Below are 15,977 nucleotides of genomic sequence, written 5' to 3' on the forward strand. Positions count from 1 at the left end.
CACCGCGGTGGACCGGCCTGCGGGGCCGGGGGGACCGGCGGCCGGGTCACGGCCGCCGGTCCCCCCGGCGAGGCGTCAGGACGCCAGCTCGATCGCGTCGATCGAGGCCTGGACGTCGGTGCGCAGGGCGTCGGAGATCGGCGCGGAGCCCGCTGCGGTCTCGGAGGCCGCCTGGCCCTCGGCGGAGGCGACGTAGGTCAGGAAGGCCTGGACCAGGTCGACGTCGTCCTGCGTGTCGTAGGCCTGGCACGCGACCAGGTAGGACACGAGGAGCAGCGGGTAGGCGCCGGCCTCGGTGGTCTCGCGGTCCAGCTTGATGACGATGTCGCCCTCGGCGCGCGTGTCGTCGCGCGGAGAGACGTCGAGCGCCGTCGCGGCACCCTCCTCCGACGGGGCGGCCCACTCGTCGCCGACCTGGATCGACACGACGCCGAGGTCGCCGGCCTTCGAGAAGTCCGCGTAGCCGATGGTGCCGTCGCCGCCCTGGACGGCCTGGATCAGGCCGGAGGTCTGCGCGCCGGACTCGCCGCCCTCGAGCGGCCAGTCGCCGGAGGCCTCCTCGGCCCAGGCGCCGCCCGAGGCCTTGGCCAGGTAGTCGGTGAAGTTCTTGGTGGTGCCCGACTCGTCGGAGCGGTGCACCGGCGTGATCGCGGTGGCCGGCAGCTCGACGTCCGGGTTCTCCGCGACGATCGCCGGGTCGTTCCACGTCGTGATCGTGCCGTTGAACACGTTCGCGATGGTCGCGGCCGACATGTTCAGGCTGTCGACGCCCTCGAGGTTGAACACGACGGCGATCGGGGAGACGTAGACCGGCAGGTCCACCGCGGAGGCGCCGAAGCAGCGCTCCTGCGCGTCGGCCAGCTCCTCCTCCGTCAGCGCCGAGTCGGTGCCCGCGAAGGTCACGGAGCCGTCCAGGAACGCCGTGCGGCCACCGCCGGACCCGACCGGGTCGTACGAGACGGTGACGTCGGGGTTCGCGCTCTGGAACCCGGCGCGCCAGGCCTCCATCGCCGACTCCTGCGAGGAGGCGCCGGAGCCGACCAGCTCGCCGGAGAGGCTGCTCTCCGCCGGGGCGTCCGAGCCGGTGGTCTCGGCGGAACCGGTCGGGTTGTCGGAACCACATGCCGTGAGGGAGAGGGCGACGACGCCGGCAAGGGCGAGGGCACCCGTACGACCGCGGTTGAGCTTCACAGTGTTCCGTCCTGTCGTGACGCGGCGCGCACCCGTCTGTGCGCGACCTGCCGCCGACGCTAAGGAGCGGAGGTGACCAGCCCTCCGTCACCGGGTGAACCCCAGGTGAACGACGGGCCAATCCTCACCGCGCGCCGCGGGGCTCCGCGTCCTCGTCGTCCAGGAGCTTGTAGCCCAGGCCGCGGACCGTGACGAGCAGGGTGGGGTTGGACGGGTCGGGCTCGATCTTGGCGCGCACCCGCTTGACGTGCACGTCCAGGGTCTTGGTGTCCCCCACGTAGTCCGTGCCCCACACCCGGTCGATGAGCTGGCCGCGGGTGAGCACCCGGCCGGCGTTCCGCAGCAGCAGCTCGAGGAGCTCGAACTCCTTGAGCGGGAACGCGACCGGCTGGTCGTTCACCTGGACGGTGTGCCGCTCGACGTCCATCCGGACCGGGCCGGCCACGAGCACGGCGTCGTCCTCCTCGTCGTCGGCGGGCGCGACGGCCGGGGCGGCCGGGGCCGACCGGCGGCGCAGCACGGCCCGCACGCGGGCGAGCAGCTCACGGGACGAGTACGGCTTGGTGACGTAGTCGTCGGCGCCGAGCTCCAGCCCGACCACCTTGTCGATCTCCCCGTCCTTCGCGGTCAGCATGATGACCGGGACGTCGCTGACCTGCCGGATCCGGCGGCACACCTCGGTGCCGGACAGCCCGGGCAGCATGAGGTCGAGCAGCACGAGGTCCGCGCCCTCCGCCTCGAACGCGGTCAGCGCGTCGGGCCCGGTGGCGGCCGTGGTCACGGCGAAGCCCTCGCGCTCCAGCAGGTACGCCAGCGGGTCGCGGTAGGACTCCTCGTCCTCGACGAGCAGGATGCGGGTCACGGGGTCAGTCCTCCGAGGGGTCGGCTGCGGCCCGGTCGCCGGGCACGGTGAGGGGGGTGGGCGTCGGGTCGGCCGGCGCGGGGCCGGCCGCGACCGGGAGCCGCACGGTGAAGGTCGAGCCGCGCCCCGGCTGGGACCAGATCTGGACGTCGCCGCCGTGGTCGGCGGCGACGTGCTTGACGATCGACAGCCCGAGGCCGGTGCCGCCGGTGTCCCGGCTGCGCGCCGGGTCCACCCGGTAGAACCGCTCGAAGACGCGGTCCTGCTCCTCGGGGGAGATGCCGATGCCCTGGTCCACGACGGCGATCTCGACCAGGCCCTCCCGGGTCCGCACGCCCACGCCCACGTGGGTGCCCGGGGGCGAGTAGGCCACGGCGTTGTCCAGGAGGTTCCGGACCGCCTGCACGAGCATGGTGTGGTCGCCGAAGACCTGCGCGCCGGAGTCGCCGCCGACGTCGAACTCCATGCCCTTCGCAGCGGCGCCGGTCCGGGCGCGGTCCACCGACTCGGCGACCACGGCGTCGACGTCCACGACGACGATGTCCTTCAGCGCGCCGGCCACCTGCAGCCGGGAGAGCTCGAGGATCTCGTGCACCAGGGCCGACAGCCGCTGGGACTCGTTCACCATCCGGCCCGCGAACCGGCGCACCGCGACGGGGTCGTCCGCGGCGTCCTGCACGGTCTCGGCCAGCAGCGACAGGGCGCCGACCGGGGTCTTCAGCTCGTGGGACACGTTCACCACGAAGTCGCGGCGGATCGCCTCGAGCCGGCGGGCCTGCGTGCGGTCCTCGGCGAGCACGAGCAGCAGGCCCGGCCCCACCTGCGCGACGCGGACCTGCAGCATGACGGTGCCCGGGCCGAGGGGCCCGCGGGGCAGCTCCAGCTCCTCGTCCCGGATGACGCCGGTGCGCCGCACGTCCGCGATGAGGTCCCGGATCGCCGCGTGGTCCACCGCGCCGTCGCGCACCACGCCCAGCGCGTACGCCGGCGGGCTCGCCCGGATCACGCGCTCGTCGTCGTCCAGCACCACCGCGGCCGACCGCAGCACGGCCAGCACCCGGACCAGGCCGTCGTCCAGCTCGCGCGGCGGCTGCTCGGGCACGGTGTGCTGCGCGCGCTCGCTCCACCGGAACGCCAGCGTCGCGCCGATCCCCGTGAGCAGACCCAGCGCGCCGGCGAGCAGCACGACCAGACCGTTCAGTCCTTCCACGCGGTCAGCGTACGGTCGCCGGGAGGGTGCGGCGGGCCGGGCGCCGCGTCCGGGCCCGCGACGGCGCCAACTGTTCACCCCCGTTCATCCGGCGGCGGCCCCGCGTTCACCGGACCGTTCACCTGGCCGTGGGACCGTGGCGGCCGGATCGATGTGTACCGACGCGCGCCCACGCGCGAACGAGAGGAAGCCATGCGGGAGATCTTCGACGCCGAGCTCAAGCAGCTGGGGGACGACCTGGTCGCGATGAGCCGGCGGGTCGAGCACGCGATCGCGGCCGCCGGGGAGGCCCTGCTCACGCAGGACCTGGCCCTCGCGGAGTCCGTGATCGCCGACGACCTCGCGATCGACGCGCTCGAGCGCGACCTCGACGAGCGGTGCGTGCTGCTGCTCGCCCAGCAGCAGCCGGTCGCCACCGACCTGCGGGTCGTGGTGTCCGCGCTGCGGATGAGCGCCACCCTGGAGCGGATGGGCGACCTCGCCCGGCACGTCGCCCAGGTCGCGCGCGCCCGGTACCCCCGGGCCGCCATCGACCCCGCGCTGGTCGGGGTCTTCACCGAGATGAACGACGCCGCCCGCCGGGTCGCGCAGCGCACCACCCAGGTGCTCACCACCCACGACCTCGCCGAGGCCGAGGGCATCGAGCGGGACGACGACCTGCTCGACTCGCTGCACGAGGAGACCTTCCGGTCCCTGCTCGGCCCGAGCTGGAACGGCACCGCGCAGCAGACCATCGACGTCACGCTCGTCGGGCGGTACTACGAGCGGTTCGGGGACCACGCGGTCTCGATCGCGCGCCGCATCGTGTACCTGGTGACGGGCGAGTTCGCGGGCGACCCGACCGCCACGCGCTGACCCGTCCGCGCCCGGCGGCAGCCGGGGACGGACGAAGGGGCCCGGTCCGCATCGGCGGACCGGGCCCCTTCGCGCGTGCTGCGGGTGCCCCGGGGTCAGCGACCCTGGTTGGCGACCGCGGCGATGGCCTCGGCGGCCGCGGCGGGGTCGAGGTACGTGCCGCCCGGGTTCGTGGGCTTCAGGGTCTCCTCGTCCAGGTGGTACACCAGCGGGATGCCCGTCGGGATGTTGATCCCGGCGATCGTCGCGTCGTCCACGTCGTCGAGGTACTTGACGATCGCGCGGATCGAGTTGCCGTGCGCGGCCACCAGGGTGGTCTTGCCGGCCTGCAGGTCCGGGACGATGTCCGACTGCCAGTACGGCAGCGCGCGGTCGAGCACCTGCTTGAGGGCCTCGGCGCGCGGGATCGGCTCGCCGGCGTACCGGGCGTCGCTGTCCTGCGAGAACTCCGAGCCGAGCTCGATGTCCGGCGGCGGCACGTCGTAGGAGCGGCGCCACAGCATGAACTGCTCCTCGCCGTACTCCTGCAGCGTCTGCTTCTTGTCCTTGCCCTGGAGCGCGCCGTAGTGCCGCTCGTTCAGGCGCCACGACCGCTTGACCGGGATCCAGAGGCGGTCGGCGGCGTCGAGCGCGTAGTTCGCGGTGGTGATCGCGCGGCGCAGCAGCGAGGTGTGCACGACGTCCGGGAGCACGCCCGCGTCGGTCAGCAGGGTGCCGCCGCGCTTGGCCTCCGCGACGCCCTTCTCGGACAGCGCGACGTCGACCCAGCCGGTGAACAGGTTCTTGGCGTTCCATTCGCTCTCGCCGTGGCGGAGCAGAACGAGGGTGTAGGTCATGGGTCCCATCCTGCCGCACGCGCGCGCGGAGCGTCGGGGGACGTTCGACCCCCGGAACAGCGTGGCCTCCGGCGGCGTTGTCGCGGACATGCCGATCACCGGAGAGTACGTCCCGAGCCCCGACAGCAGGACCCGCGAGCAGGTGGAGCTCTACGAGAGCTCCGGCGGGACCCGCGGCACCACCATGCGCGGCATGCCCGTCGTCGTGCTGACCATGCTGGGCGCGTCGTCGGGCAAGGTCCGCAAGATCCCGCTGATGCGCGTGGAGCACGACGGCGCCTACGCCGCGGTCGCGTCCCTCGGCGGGGCGCCGCAGCACCCCGTCTGGTACCGCAACCTGCTCGCGCACCCGCGCCTCGAGCTGCAGGACGGCCCCGTCAAGGGCGAGTACGTGGCCCGCGAGGTCACCGGCGCCGAGCGCGACCTGTGGTGGGAGCGGGCCGTCGCGGCGTACCCGGACTACGCGGACTACCAGACGAGGACCGACCGGGTGATCCCGGTCCTGGTCCTGGAGCCGGTCGCCCCGGGGGCCTGACCCTCCCCCGGCCCCCGGGGCGACCGGGCTGGCCCGGTCGCCAGACCGGTCGCGAGCGCGCGGCGAGCGCGCATCGGCCGCGCGACGCGGCCGGGTAGACCCGCGCGCGCGAGGCGTCAGCCCGCGAGGCGCGCGCGGGTGCGGCGCTCCTGGGCCATCGCGTACACCTTGAGCACCTGCTCGGCCGTCGCGTCCCAGCCGTAGCGCTCCGCGACCCGCCGGGCGCCGGTGCGCCACGCCCCGCGCGCCGCCGGGTCCGCCAGCGACGCCGCCAGCACGTCCGCCCACACGGCGGGGTCGTGCCCGCGGACCTGCCGCCCGGACACCCCGTCGTGCACGACGGACCGCAGCCCGCCGACCGCCGAGGCGACCACGGGCGTCCCCGCCGCCTGCGCCTCGACCGCGACCAGCCCGAACGACTCCGACCGCGACGGCATGGCGACGAGGTCCGCGGCGGCGAACCACCGCGCGAGCTCCGGGCGGGTCACCGGCGGGCGGAACAGCACGTGGTCCGCGACGCCCTCGGTCACCGCGAGCGCCCGGAGCTCCTGCAGCGCGGACGCCCGCCCGCTGGGCCCGCCGAGCACGACGAGCAGCGGCAGCGGCCGCCCGGTGGCACGCAGCACCCCGAGCGCCCGCACCAGGACGTCCGGCGCCTTGAGCGGCTGCACCCGGCCGGCGAACAGCACGACGTCGCGGTCCACCGGCAGGCCGAGCGCCCGGCGCAGCGCGTCCCGGTCGTCCCGCGGCCGGAACGTCCGCAGGTCGACCCCGGGAGCCACGACGTGCACCCGCTCGGGGTCGGCGTCGTACATCCCGACCAGGTCGTGCGCCTCCTCCGCGGTGCTCGCGACGAGCGCGTCGGCCGCGGCGACCACCTGCTCCTCGCCGATGACCCGGGTCGCCGGCTCCGGGGTGTCGCCGGGCGCGAGCGCGGCGTTCTTCACGCGGGCCATCGTGTGCATGGTGTGCACCAGCGGCACGTCCCAGCGCTCGGCGGCGAGCCAGCCGACGTGGCCGGACAGCCAGTAGTGCGCGTGCACGACGTCGAACCAGCCGGCCGGCCGGGCGGCACCGAGCCGCAGCACGCCGGCGGTCATCGCGCAGAGCTGGCCGGGCAGGTCGTTCTTGTCCAGGCCGCCGTACGGGCCGGCGGGGACGTGGTGCACGAGGACCCGGTCGTCGCCGGCGTCGAGCGGCACCGTCTCGGGCAGGGCGGACGACGTCGCGCGCGTGAAGATCTCGACGGCCGCGCCGCGGCGGGACAGCGCGCGGGACAGCTCGGCGATGTAGACGTTCATGCCGCCGGCGTCCCCGGTGCCCGGCTGGTCCAGCGGGGAGGTGTGCACCGACAGCATGGCGATGCGCTGCTGCGGCACGGGGACTCCTGCGGACGACGGGCTACGGGCTCCTCCCATTGTCCGCCATCGCGGGGGTGCCGCGACGCGGCCGTCCACCCACTCAGGCGCGGGCGGCCCGGAAGTCCTCCTCCAGCTGCTCGAGCGACCGGTCCCGGGTCTCGGGCAGCACGTACCGGACGAACAGCCACGACAGCACGTTCAGCCCGGCGAACGCGAGGAACGTGCCGTTCACCCCGATCCCCGCGACCACGGACGGGAAGAAGCCGGAGATCACCGCGTTCGCGGTCCAGTTCCAGAACACGCACAGCCCGATCGCGAAGCCGCGCACCCGCAGGGGGAACAGCTCCGCGAGCACCACCCAGCACACCAGCCCGACCGACGCCTGGTTGAACCCGACGAACAGCACCAGGAACAGCGTCACGGCCACCGACCGCGCGGTCCCCTCGGGGAGGGCGGCGGAGCACAGGGCGATCATCAGGTGCGACGCGATGATCCCGGTCAGGCCGGTCAGCAGCAGCGCGCGGCGCGTGACCCGGTTGATGACCCGCAGGCCGATGAGCATGCCGAGCACCGAGAACACGCCGTTCAGCACGTTGGCGACCAGCGCGACGTCCCCGGAGAACCCGGTCTGCCGCAGCAGCTGGGTGCCGTAGTACATGACGGCGTTGATGCCGCCCAGCTGGTTGACGACGGCGACGCCGACCCCGATGAGCACGAGCCGCCGGACCCAGGGCAGCCGCAGCTCCGCCCAGCCCCCGCCGGCGACGGCCGCCTCGGCGCGCTCCTGCGCCACCAGCGCGCGGACCTCGAGCAGCTCGGCCGCCGCGCGCTGCGGGTCGCGCACCTGGCGCAGCACCGCGAGCGCCTCGTCCTCGCGCCCCCGGCCGAGCAGCCAGCGCGGCGACTCGGGCATCCGCAGCATCCCCGCGAACAGCGCCACCGCGGGCACGGCCTGCACCGCGAGCATGTACCGCCACACCCCGGGGTGGTCCGACCAGAGGGTGCCGATGACCGCGTTCACCACGAACGCGGCGAGCTGACCGACGACGATGGCGATCTCGTTCCGGCCCGTGATCGCGCCGCGCCGCTCGGTGGGCGCGAGCTCCGCGAGGTAGACCGGCACCGTGACGGACGCCCCGCCCACCGCGGCGCCGAGCACCAGGCGCATCGGCACCATCACCTCGAACGACGGGGCGACGACGCTGCCGAGCGCGCCGAGGAAGAACACGACCGCGAGCACGACGAGGGTCCGCCGCCGGCCCATCCGGTCCGCGAGCCGCCCGCAGACCAGCGCCCCGAGCGCGGCGCCGACCAGCAGGCTGGACGTGACCAGGCCCTCGGTCGCCGGCGTGAGCCCGAGGTCGGCGACCATCGGGTCCAGCGCGCCGTTGATGACGCCGGTGTCGTAGCCGAACAGCAGGCCGCCGAACGTGGCGACGACGGTGATGACGTCGAGCCGCCGCAGGTGCGGGCCCGGCAGCAGGGGCGGCAGGGTGCGGCGCGGGCCGGCCCCGGCCGGGCGGCTCACGCCGGGACGACGCAGGCCGGGGCGGGCAGGGCCACCCGGGACACCACGTCGCCGTCGCGCACGACCGTCAGGCTGCCGCCCTCCTGGTCGGCGACGACGGTCCAGCCCTCGACGACGGCGAAGTGCCGCGGCCACGCGCCGGGCAGCCGGACCTGGCCGGCGGGCGCGAGCGTGCCGTCGGGGGCCGGGGCGAACGTCGCGAGCACGTCCGCGCCGCGGGTGGCGACGAGCAGCCGGTCGCCGAGCCGGTCGATGTGCGACGGCAGCGGCCGCTCGCCGGGGCGCGAGCCGTCCTCCGCGGCCGGGACGTGCTGCACGACGCGGCCGGTCGCACGCGCGGCGTCCCAGGCCAGCACGGCGACGGTCACGTCGAGCTCGCACGCGACGTAGGCGACGCGGCCGTCCGCGGAGAACACCAGGTGCCGGGGGCCGGCGCCGGGGCGCAGGGTCGCGGCGATCCCGTCCTCCGCCAGGCGCCCGGTCTCCGGGTCGCGGCGGTAGCGGCGGATCTCGTCGGTGCCGAGGTCGGTGACCAGCACGTGCGACCCGCCGGGCGCGAGCGCGACGAAGTGGGCGTGCGGCCCCTCCTGGCGGTCGGCGTCCGGGCCGGAGCCGGCGTGCCCGAACAGCTGGACCGGCTCGTCGCCGACCAGGCCGTCCGGTCCGCGCTCGAGGACCGCGAGGGTGCCGGACGTGTAGTTCGCGACGTACGCGACGCGGCCCGCGGGGTCGAGCAGCACGTGGCACGGGTGCGCGCCGCCGGAGGTCGCGGTGCCGGCGGGGGTCAGCGCCGGCCGGCCGTCGGCGGTGCCCGTGCGGAACGCGGAGACCGTGCCGGCGTCGTCCTCGCCGACGGCGAGCAGCAGGCCCGCCGCGCGGTCGACGGCCAGGAACGACGGGGCGGGCGCGGTGGCGACCAGCACGGGCTCGCCCAGCCGGCCGGAGTCGGTCTCGAGGCCCACCCGCCAGATCCCCTCGCCCGTCCCGACAGGGGTCCCCGCGCCGGCCGAGGGGTAGGTGCCGATCCACAGGTCGCGCAGGTGCTCCGTCACCCGCAGGACTGTACGCGAGGGCACCGACGCCCTCACCGGGAGCGCGCCCCCGCGAGGGCGGGCCTGCACGGGGGCCTGTCGTCGCGCCGCCTGCGCCCCCGGCGGGTGCGGGCGTCAGACCGGGGCGTCCAGCCACGCCGACGGGTCGTCCGCGACCGCGCGGAGGACGACGACCGCCGCGCCCGTCATCGCGGCGTGCGCGCCACCGGCGGCGACCGCCACCCGGGCGTCCTCCCAGGCGGCCGCCAGGACCCGGGACCGCAGCTGCCCGACCACCGCGTCCGTCAGCCACGGGGCCAGCGGGCCGTAGATGCCGCCGAGCACGATCGTCTCGACGTCCACCAGGTTGACGAAGTTCGCCAGCGCGACGCCCAGGGCCTCGCCCGCCGACCGCAGCGCCCGGGCGGCGCGCTCGTCCCCGGCACCGGCGGCGTCCAGCAGGGCGTCGACCGGCTCCTCGACGTCCCGGCCGGCGGCCCGCAGCAGCGCGTCCTTGCCCGCGTACTGCTCGAGGCAGCCGCGCGCGCCGCACGTGCAGCGGGGGCCCTGCTGGTCGACGACGGTGTGCCCGAGCTCGCCGCTCCACCCGTGCCGGCCGGCGAACACCTCGCCGTCCAGGACGATCGCGGCACCGATGCCGACCTCCCCGGAGACGTAGAGGAACGACTGACCGGCGGCCCCCGCCCGGGCCTCGGCGCGCGCGGCGAGGTTGGCCTCGTTCGCCAGCCGGACCGACAACCCGTCGACCTCGGGGTGCGCGGCGAGCAGCGCGACGACGTCCACGTCCCGCCAGCCGAGGTTCGGGGCCAGACGCAGCGGCCCGGTCACCCGGTCCACGAGGCCCGGCAGCGCCAGGCACATCCCGGCGAGCCGGGCGCCGTCCGGCAGCTCCGCCCGGACCTCCCCCACCAGGCCTGCGAGCACCGCGAGCACGCCGGCGGGGTCGCTGTGCCGGAAGTCGCCGGCGGTCGTGCGGTGCGCCAGCACGTCGCCCGCGAGGTCGAGCGCGCGGACGCCGATGTAGTCGACGTTCACCTCGGCGCCCAGGCCGACGACGGTGCCCGCCGCGGGCACGAGCGGGACGGCGGGGCGCCCGGCCCGGGCGGTGGCGAGCGGCGGGAGCTCGGCGACCAGTCGCGCGCCGATCAGCAGGTCCACCAGCGCGGAGACCGCGCCGCGGGTGAGGCCGGTCGCGGTGGCCACGTCGGCGCGCGACGGCGGCGCGGCGCCGGCGGGTCCCGCGGCGTCCAGGACGTGCCGCAGGACGAGCGCGAGGTTGTGCTCCCGGAGGCTGCCCTGGCGGGCGGGCACCCGGCGGCGGGCGGTCGTCGCGGGCGCGCCGGCGGGCTCGGTCATGCGGTTGACCCTAGCCGGTCGCGGCGATAAGTTCATCCACAAGACAAACCCGCAGTACCTCGACGAGGAGCGAAACGATGGTGCGCACGCCCACCCCCGCAGACAAGTTCTCCTTCGGTCTCTGGACCGTGGGCTGGAACGCCCAGGACCAGTTCGGCTCGGCCAGCCGCCCGTGGCTCGACCCGGTGGAGTCCGTGCACAAGCTCGCCGAGCTCGGTGCCGCGCACGTGACCTTCCACGACGACGACGTGGTGCCGTTCGGCTCCGACGACGCCGAGCGGGAGCGCATCCTCGCCCGCTTCAAGCAGGCGCTCGCCGACACCGGCATCACGGTCGAGATGGTCACGACCAACACGTTCAGCCACCCGATCTTCAAGGACGGCGCGTTCACCTCGAACGACCGCCGCGTCCGCCGCTACGGCCTGCGCAAGGTCATCCGGAACGTCGACCTCGCCGCCGAGCTCGGCGCCGACACGTTCGTCATGTGGGGCGGCCGCGAGGGCGCCGAGTACGACTCGGCGAAGGACCTCAACGCCGCACACGACCGGTACGCCGAGGGCATCGACACCGTCGCCGCGTACATCAAGGAGAAGGGCTACGGCCTCCGGATCGCGATCGAGCCGAAGCCGAACGAGCCCCGCGGCGACATCCTGCTCCCGACGATCGGCCACGCGCTCGCGCTGATCGCGAAGCTCGAGCACGGCGACATCGTCGGCCTCAACCCGGAGACCGGCCACGAGCAGATGGCGGGCCTCAACTACACGCAGGGCATCGCCGAGGCGCTGTGGGCCGGCAAGCTGTTCCACATCGACCTCAACGGCCAGCGGTCCATCAAGTACGACCAGGACCTCGTGTTCGGCCACGGCGACCTGTTCTCCGCGTTCGCCACGGTCGACCTCATCGAGAACGGCTTCCCGTCCGGCGGCCCGCGCTACGACGGTCCGCGGCACTTCGACTACAAGCCGTCCCGCACCGAGGACTTCGACGGCGTGTGGGAGTCGGCCAAGGCCAACATGGCGACCTACCTGCTGCTCAAGGAGCGCGCGCAGGCGTTCCGCGCCGACCCGGAGGTCCAGGAGGCCCTCGAGGCGTCCGGCGTGCTCGAGCTGTCGCAGCCGACGATCGGCGAGGGCGAGACCCTGGCCGACCTGCTGGCCGACCGCTCCGCGTACGAGGACTTCGACGTCGAGGGCGTCGCCGCGCGCGGCTTCGGCTTCGTCCGCCTCAACCAGCTCGCGCTGGAGCACGCGCTCGGCGCCCGCTGAGCACACGCACCCTGCTGCCGAGGGCGGGCACGACGGCCGACGTCGTGCCCGCCCTCGGCGGTTCCCCGCTCCCCCGCCTGATCCCCTGAGCACAGCAAGGACGCATCTCATGGCCCTCGTCGCCGGGGTGGACTCCTCCACCCAGTCCTGCAAGGTCGTCGTGCGCGACGCCGAGACCGGGGCGCTGGTGCGCACCGGCCGCGCCTCGCACCCGGACGGCACCGAGATCGACCCCCGGCACTGGTGGGACGCCCTGCAGGCGGCCGTCGCCGACGCCGGCGGGCTGGACGACGTCGACGCGGTGGCGGTCGGCGGGCAGCAGCACGGCATGGTCGCGCTGGACGCGGACGGCGCCGTGGTCCGCGACGCGCTGCTGTGGAACGACACCCGGTCCGCGCCGTCCGCGCTGGCGCTCATCGAGGAGCTCGGCGGGCCGCAGGCCTGGGCCGACGCGATCGGCTCGGTCCCGGTCGCCTCGCTCACCGTGACGAAGCTGCGCTGGCTGCGGGACCACGAGCCGGACGCCGCCGCGCGCGTCGCCGCCGTGGCGCTGCCGCACGACTGGCTGACCTGGCGCCTGGCCGGCTTCGGCCCCGGCGCCGCGGACCTGTCCGCCCTGGCGACCGACCGCTCCGACGCGTCCGGCACCGGCTACTGGTCGCCGTTCACCGAGGACTACCGGCGCGACCTGCTGGCGCTCGGGCTCGGGCGGGACGCCGCGCTGCCGCGCGTGGTGGCCCCGTCGGCCGCGGCCGGGGTCGCGGGGGCGGGCGGCCCGGTGCGCGCGGGTGCCGCGCTCGGCGCGGGTGCCGGCGACAACGCCGCGGCCGCGCTGGGCCTCGGGATGGTGGCCGGCGACGTGGCGATCTCGATCGGGACGTCGGGCGTGGTGTCCGCCGTGTCCGCGACGCCGACGGCCGACGGCTCGGGCATGGTCACCGGCTTCGCGGACGCGACCGGCGCCTACCTGCCGCTGGCCTGCACCCTGAACGCCTCGCGCGTGCTGGACGCCGCGGCCCGGATGCTCGGCGTCGACCACGCGGGGCTGTCCGCGCTCGCGCTGCAGGCCCCCGCGGGAGCGGACGGGCTGGTGCTCGTGCCCTACCTCGAGGGCGAGCGCACCCCGAACAAGCCCGACGCCACCGGCGCCCTGCACGGCATGCGCCTGGCGAACACCACGCCCGCGCACCTGGCCCGCGCCGCCGTCGAGGGCATGCTGTGCGCCCTCGCCGACGGCCTGGACGCGCTCCGCGCGCAGGGCGTGCCGGTCGAGCGGGTGCAGCTCATCGGCGGCGGCGCGCAGTCCGAGGCCGTGCGGCGGATCGCCCCGGCGGTGCTCGGGACCGACGTCGCGGTGCCGACCCCGGGCGAGTACGTCGCCGACGGCGCCGCGCGCCAGGCCGCGTGGGTGCTGTCCGGCGCCGCGCAGCCGCCGGCCTGGACGGCCGCGGGCGACCCGGAGGTCCACGCGGCCCAGGCGGCCCCGCGCGTGCGCGAGCAGTACGCCGCGGTCCGCGACCTCACGGCGACGCGCCCCTGACGGGACGCACTCGCACGCACTCGCACGCACTCGCACGCACTCGCAGCACCTCGCACCGAGACTGCAGGATCCGCGCCCTCCCGAGGCCCCACGACAGACGGATCCTGCAGTCTCGACGGTCGGGCGCGCGCGAGGCGGACGCAGGACGGCCCGGCACCCCCAGGGGTGCCGGGCCGTTTCGCGTCCGGGGTCAGTGCGCGGCGTCGTACGCCTCGCGGATCTCCGCGGAGATGCGGCCGCGCTCGGAGACCTCGAAGCCGTTCTCCTTCGCCCACGCGCGGACGGCGCCGGCGTCGGAGGACCGGCGCGGACGGCTCGTGCCGCCGGAACGCGCGCCCGAGGACGAGCGGCCGCCGGTCTTGCGGGCGTGGCCGACCCAGGTGGCGAGGGCGTCGCGCAGCTCGGCCGCGTGCGCGGTCGTCAGGTCGATCTCGTAGGAGACGCCGTCGAGGGCGAAGGACACGGTCTCGTCGGCGGTCCCGCCGTCAATGTCGTCCACGAGCAGGACCTGAACCTTCTGTGCCATTTCGCCCTCCCGAGCTGCCTGGCCGTCGCTACCCCCGGCGCGAACAACGGCCCCAATGATGCGGTCGGGAAAAGCATGACATCCGCGCGGGCACGCGTCAAAGCATGCCTCGCGGAATCAGGTCAGATTTCGGAGGACTTCTCCGGCATTTCGGCCCGGGCGGCGTCCTCGGCATCCATGCGCGCCAATGCCGCGCGTTCCGTGCGATCGGCGTTCACGAGCGCCCGGATGACCAACCAGAAGATGAGCCCGACGCCGATCGACGGGAGCAGCGCGGCGAGCGCGGGGCCGATATCCATGCGGATCAGGGTACGCCGCGCGGATCAGCCCTGGGGCTTCACGAGCGGGAACAGGATGGTCTCCCGGATACCCAGACCGGTCAGCGCCATGAGCAGCCGGTCGATGCCCATCCCCATGCCGCCGGTCGGCGGGAGCGCGTACTCGACGGCCGCGAGGAAGTCCTCGTCCAGCTGCATCGCCTCGTCGTCGCCCGCCGCCGCGAGCAGCGCCTGCGCCTCGAACCGCTGCCGCTGGATCACCGGGTCGACGAGCTCGGAGTACGCCGTCGCCAGCTCGAAGCCGCGCACGTACAGGTCCCACTTCTCGACCTGCCCGCGGACGGTGCGGTGGTCGCGGGTGAGCGGGCTCGTCTCGACCGGGAAGTCGCGCACGAACGTCGGCGCGTGCAGGTGGTCGCCCACCCGGTGCTCCCAGAGCAGCTCGACGAGCTTGCCGTGGCTGACGCGCTTCGGGTCGAGCTGCACGTCGAGCCGGTCCGCGATGCCCTGCAGGTGCGCGACGGTGGTCTCCGGGGTGATCTCCTCCCCCAGCGTCTCGGACAGCGAGCCGTACATGGTCAGCTGCGCCCAGTCGCCGCCCACCTCGTACTCCGAGCCGTCCGCGAGGGTCAGCGTCGTGGTGCCCAGCACGTCCTGGGCCGCGGTCTGCACGAGGTCCTGCGTCAGGGCGGCCATGGTGTCGTAGTCGCCGTAGGCCTCGTACGCCTCGAGCATCGCGAACTCCGGCGAGTGGGAGGAGTCCGCGCCCTCGTTCCGGAAGTTCCGGTTGATCTCGAAGACGCGCTCCAGTCCGCCGACCGCGGCGCGCTTGAGGAACAGCTCCGGCGCGATCCGCAGGTACAGGTCGATGTCGAACGCGTTCATGTGCGTGACGAACGGCCGGGCCGCGGCGCCGCCGGGCTGCGTCTGCAGCATCGGGGTCTCGACCTCGAGGTAGCCGCGGCGGTGGAAGTTGTCCCGCAGCGACCGGACCACGCCGGCGCGCATCCGCACCGCGTCGCGCGCGGCCGGGCGGACGATGAGGTCGACGTAGCGCTGGCGGACCCGCACCTCCTCCGAGAGCTCCGCGGCCGCGCCGTCCTCGCCCCGGGCGTACAGGTTCGGCAGCGGGCGCAGCGACTTCGCGGCGAGCGTCCACCCGCCGGCCATCACGGACAGCTCGCCGCGGCGCGACGACACGACGCGGCCGTGCACGAACAGGTGGTCGCCGAGGTCGACGTCCGCCTTGAACGCCGCGAGGCGGTCCTCCCCGACGTTCGCGAGGCTGAGCATCGCCTGCAGGCGGTTGCCCTCGCCGTCCTGGAGGGTGGCGAAGCAGAGCTTGCCGGTGTTCCGCAGGAACACGACGCGGCCGGCGACGCCGACCTCGTCCTCGGTCTCCTGGCCCGGCTCGAGGTCCGGGTAGCCGGCGCGGACGTCGGCGATCGTGTGGGTGCGCGGGACGCCGACGGGGTACGGCTCGACGCCCTCGGCCAGCATCCGGTCGCGCTTCTCGCGCCGGACCCGGAGCTGCTCGGGGAGGTCGTCGGCGGCGGTCACGGGGGCTGCGGGCTCGGTCACC

At 75.0% G+C, this 15,977-nt stretch carries 15 protein-coding genes; 4 read left to right on the forward strand and 11 right to left on the reverse strand.

Annotation, left to right across the window (positions count from 1 at the left end; translation table 11 throughout):
* Positions 1–75: 75 nt before the first annotated feature.
* From pstS to HNR08_RS05135, 3 genes are all read right to left on the reverse strand, one after another.
* On the reverse strand, positions 76–1,191 hold the full coding sequence (pstS, locus tag HNR08_RS05125; protein ID WP_146835958.1) for a phosphate ABC transporter substrate-binding protein PstS: 1,116 nt from the start codon (positions 1,189–1,191) through the stop codon (positions 76–78).
* A 124-nt stretch (positions 1,192–1,315) separates the two neighbouring features.
* Positions 1,316–2,053, reverse strand: coding sequence for a response regulator transcription factor (locus tag HNR08_RS05130; RefSeq protein ID WP_146835955.1), 738 nt, complete (start codon positions 2,051–2,053; stop codon positions 1,316–1,318).
* A gap of 4 nt (positions 2,054–2,057) precedes the next feature.
* Positions 2,058–3,263: a sensor histidine kinase gene (locus HNR08_RS05135; protein WP_146835952.1), complete on the reverse strand. Its 1,206-nt coding sequence runs from the start codon at positions 3,261–3,263 to the stop codon at positions 2,058–2,060.
* 192 nt (positions 3,264–3,455) lie between these two features.
* On the opposite strand from HNR08_RS05135, the gene phoU reads away from it, so the two are divergent.
* Positions 3,456–4,118 carry a phosphate signaling complex protein PhoU gene (phoU, locus tag HNR08_RS05140; protein ID WP_146835949.1) on the forward strand — a complete coding sequence of 221 codons (663 nt, stop codon included), beginning with the start codon at positions 3,456–3,458 and terminating at the stop codon, positions 4,116–4,118.
* Positions 4,119–4,213: 95 nt separating this feature from the next.
* Here phoU and HNR08_RS05145 read toward each other — a convergent pair whose 3' ends face one another.
* Positions 4,214–4,954: a phosphoglyceromutase gene (locus HNR08_RS05145; RefSeq protein WP_146835946.1), complete on the reverse strand. Its 741-nt coding sequence runs from the start codon at positions 4,952–4,954 to the stop codon at positions 4,214–4,216.
* Between HNR08_RS05145 and HNR08_RS05150 the strand changes: the two genes are divergently transcribed.
* Positions 4,953–5,489, forward strand: a complete 537-nt coding sequence (locus HNR08_RS05150) for a nitroreductase family deazaflavin-dependent oxidoreductase (RefSeq protein ID WP_307724252.1) — start codon at positions 4,953–4,955, stop codon at positions 5,487–5,489. The genes HNR08_RS05145 and HNR08_RS05150 overlap by 2 nt on opposite strands.
* A gap of 116 nt (positions 5,490–5,605) precedes the next feature.
* On the opposite strand, the gene mshA is transcribed toward HNR08_RS05150, so the two are convergent.
* From mshA to HNR08_RS05170, 4 genes are all read right to left on the reverse strand, one after another.
* Positions 5,606–6,907 carry a D-inositol-3-phosphate glycosyltransferase gene (gene mshA / locus HNR08_RS05155; RefSeq protein WP_146835943.1) on the reverse strand — a complete coding sequence of 434 codons (1,302 nt, stop codon included), beginning with the start codon at positions 6,905–6,907 and terminating at the stop codon, positions 5,606–5,608.
* Between the two features lie 43 nt (positions 6,908–6,950).
* A complete protein-coding gene (locus HNR08_RS05160) occupies positions 6,951–8,378 on the reverse strand; it encodes a sugar porter family MFS transporter (RefSeq protein WP_276509355.1) in 1,428 nt (475 codons plus the stop codon).
* Complete coding sequence (locus HNR08_RS05165; protein ID WP_246803013.1) at positions 8,375–9,430, reverse strand: lactonase family protein; 1,056 nt, start codon at positions 9,428–9,430, stop codon at positions 8,375–8,377. The genes HNR08_RS05160 and HNR08_RS05165 overlap by 4 nt, the downstream gene beginning before the upstream one ends.
* A gap of 114 nt (positions 9,431–9,544) precedes the next feature.
* Complete coding sequence (locus HNR08_RS05170; protein WP_146835940.1) at positions 9,545–10,786, reverse strand: ROK family protein; 1,242 nt, start codon at positions 10,784–10,786, stop codon at positions 9,545–9,547.
* A gap of 77 nt (positions 10,787–10,863) precedes the next feature.
* On the opposite strand from HNR08_RS05170, the gene xylA reads away from it, so the two are divergent.
* Positions 10,864–12,051 (forward strand): xylose isomerase, encoded by a 1,188-nt coding sequence (xylA, locus tag HNR08_RS05175; protein WP_146835937.1) that lies wholly within the window; start codon positions 10,864–10,866, stop codon positions 12,049–12,051.
* Positions 12,052–12,160: 109 nt separating this feature from the next.
* The gene (xylB, locus tag HNR08_RS05180; protein ID WP_146835934.1) at positions 12,161–13,591 is read left to right on the forward strand and encodes a xylulokinase; all 1,431 of its coding nucleotides are present in this window, start codon (positions 12,161–12,163) and stop codon (positions 13,589–13,591) included.
* A gap of 190 nt (positions 13,592–13,781) precedes the next feature.
* Here the strand turns inward: xylB and HNR08_RS05185 are convergent, their stop codons facing one another.
* The 3 genes from HNR08_RS05185 to lysS form a co-directional block, all read right to left on the reverse strand.
* Positions 13,782–14,117 carry a histone-like nucleoid-structuring protein Lsr2 gene (locus tag HNR08_RS05185; RefSeq protein WP_146835931.1) on the reverse strand — a complete coding sequence of 112 codons (336 nt, stop codon included), beginning with the start codon at positions 14,115–14,117 and terminating at the stop codon, positions 13,782–13,784.
* A 122-nt stretch (positions 14,118–14,239) separates the two neighbouring features.
* Entirely contained in the window at positions 14,240–14,416 is a 177-nt protein-coding gene (locus tag HNR08_RS05190; protein ID WP_168430612.1) for a hypothetical protein, read from the reverse strand.
* A 24-nt stretch (positions 14,417–14,440) separates the two neighbouring features.
* Entirely contained in the window at positions 14,441–15,976 is a 1,536-nt protein-coding gene (gene lysS, locus HNR08_RS05195) for a lysine--tRNA ligase (RefSeq protein ID WP_146835928.1), read from the reverse strand.
* Position 15,977: the final 1 nt, after the last annotated feature.

Source organism: Cellulomonas hominis, from assembly GCF_014201095.1.
Lineage (GTDB): Bacteria > Actinomycetota > Actinomycetes > Actinomycetales > Cellulomonadaceae > Cellulomonas > Cellulomonas hominis.

Coding starts and splice junctions, on each gene's coding strand:
- phoU (WP_146835949.1), top strand. CDS start 3,456: ATGCGGGAGATCTTCGACGCCGAGCTCAAGCAGCTGGGGGACGACCTG.
- HNR08_RS05150 (WP_307724252.1), top strand. CDS start 4,953: ATGGGTCCCATCCTGCCGCACGCGCGCGCGGAGCGTCGGGGGACGTTC.
- HNR08_RS05145 (WP_146835946.1), bottom strand. CDS start 4,954: ATGACCTACACCCTCGTTCTGCTCCGCCACGGCGAGAGCGAATGGAAC.
- mshA (WP_146835943.1), bottom strand. CDS start 6,907: ATGGGAGGAGCCCGTAGCCCGTCGTCCGCAGGAGTCCCCGTGCCGCAG.
- HNR08_RS05170 (WP_146835940.1), bottom strand. CDS start 10,786: ATGACCGAGCCCGCCGGCGCGCCCGCGACGACCGCCCGCCGCCGGGTG.
- xylA (WP_146835937.1), top strand. CDS start 10,864: ATGGTGCGCACGCCCACCCCCGCAGACAAGTTCTCCTTCGGTCTCTGG.
- xylB (WP_146835934.1), top strand. CDS start 12,161: ATGGCCCTCGTCGCCGGGGTGGACTCCTCCACCCAGTCCTGCAAGGTC.
- HNR08_RS05185 (WP_146835931.1), bottom strand. CDS start 14,117: ATGGCACAGAAGGTTCAGGTCCTGCTCGTGGACGACATTGACGGCGGG.
- HNR08_RS05190 (WP_168430612.1), bottom strand. CDS start 14,416: ATGGATATCGGCCCCGCGCTCGCCGCGCTGCTCCCGTCGATCGGCGTC.